This is a genomic window from Oleiphilus sp. HI0132 (genome assembly GCF_001635845.1).
In genome coordinates, this window is the sequence record NZ_LWGJ01000301.1 from 1 (window position 1) to 1,677 (window position 1,677).

1 protein-coding gene and 1 pseudogene are annotated in these 1,677 nt (G+C 43.4%); both read left to right on the plus strand.

Annotated features, from left to right (window positions below; translation table 11 throughout):
- The first annotated feature begins 64 nt into the window (after positions 1 to 64).
- A pseudogene (gene xerD, locus A3766_RS03625) lies at positions 65 to 948 on the plus strand (site-specific tyrosine recombinase XerD).
- Between the two features lie 139 nt (positions 949 to 1,087).
- Positions 1,088 to 1,677 (plus strand): DsbC family protein (locus A3766_RS03630; protein WP_068641700.1); only part of this gene is annotated, 590 nt, incomplete at its 3' end.

The window sequence follows — 1,677 nt, forward strand, 5'->3', positions numbered from 1 at the left end:
TAAAAAAGGCAAGTGGCTTTAGGGCGCTTGCCTTTTTTGCTTTCTCCTTGGTGGTGAATGGGTGATGACGTATACAGAGCGTTTTCTTGACACTTTGTGGCTAGAGAATGGGCTAAGTGACAATAGCTTGTCTGCTTACCGATCCGATTTAAAGCAATTTGCTTCGTGGCTCCATAAAAAGCGCACTTTAGAGCTACATCAGGCTGGCGAAAGTGATATCTATGATTATCTATCGGACTGCTTGGAAAGAGGGCTTAAGTCTTCGTCCAGTTCACGCTTATTATCCTGTTTAAGGCGCTTCTACCGCTTTCTAGTGCGCGAAAACATAATCGCCATAGACCCAACACTCAATATAGATAACCCCAAGTTGCCGCGTATGCTGCCCAGTTCTCTTACTGAAGCAGAGGTTGAGAAGTTATTGGCGGCTCCGGACGTTTCTGAGGTGCTTGGCTTGCGTGATAGGGCAATGTTAGAGGTTATGTATGGCTCCGGCCTAAGGGTGTCAGAATTGGTATCCCTGAATTTTGAGCAACTAAATGTCCAGCAAGGCTTAATTCGTTTATTTGGAAAGGGTGGTAAGGAGCGTTTGGTTCCTGTGGGGGAGCCGACCTTGGATTGGCTGGACGAATACTTGTCGAAAGCCAGGCCAGAGCTAGCGGGCTCATCTGGGTGTCACGTCATCTTCCCAAGTTCTCGATCACAGCAAATGACAAGGCAAACATTCTGGCATCGAATTAAAAAGTATGCGATTGAGTCCGGTATTAACAAAAATTATCACCTCATACCTTAAGACATGCTTTCGCAACTCATCTCTTGAATCATGGTGCAGACTTGCGTGTTGTACAGCTATTACTGGGGCATGGAAATTTGTCAACAACTCAGATTTACACTCATATAGCTAAACAGCGCTTATACGATTTACATCAAGATTTTCATCCTAGAGCCTAGTACTACATAACAAAATGTTAACGATAAGTTCTTGTAGATGAACTTAATTCCGTTTAGCTTGTCATACAAATAATGTTCAATTAAAAAACGGCTTGGTTTTTTGCCAAGCCTTACATAGGTTTTAATTATAGAGGTTTGTATGCGTTTAGTTCGGTATATTATCTGTCTAAGTCTGCTGTTTTCGCTCACGGCGAATGCTGATGAGGCTCAGGTTCGAAAAAGCTTATCCGAGGCAATGCCGGGTTTGAAATTGAGCTCGGTCGAGATGAGTGAGATTGTTGGTATGTACCGGGTTACAACCTACTCAGGTGAAGCTTTATTTGTCAGTTCTGATGGTAAGTTCTTTCTAACCGGTGATCTGTATGCAACGAAGACAGGGCGAATTGAAAACCTGACTGAAAAGCGTCGCGAGACCGCCAGAATTGAGCAAATTTCTTCAGTTCAGGGTAAGGATAAAATTGTATTTCCTGCAAAGGGTGAAACCAAGGCTCGTATAGCAGTATTTACTGATATTGATTGTGGTTATTGCCGTAAGCTTCATAGAGAAATTCCAGCTTTGAATGATATGGGGATAGAGGTTAGTTATCTGGCATATCCGCGTGCAGGTGTTGGGAGTGACTCATATGGTAAATACGTATCAGCATGGTGTGCTGAAGATAAGCTCGAAGCGATGACTGATGCTAAGAATGGTAAGTCAATTCCCGAAAAGACTTGCGCCAACCCTGTACA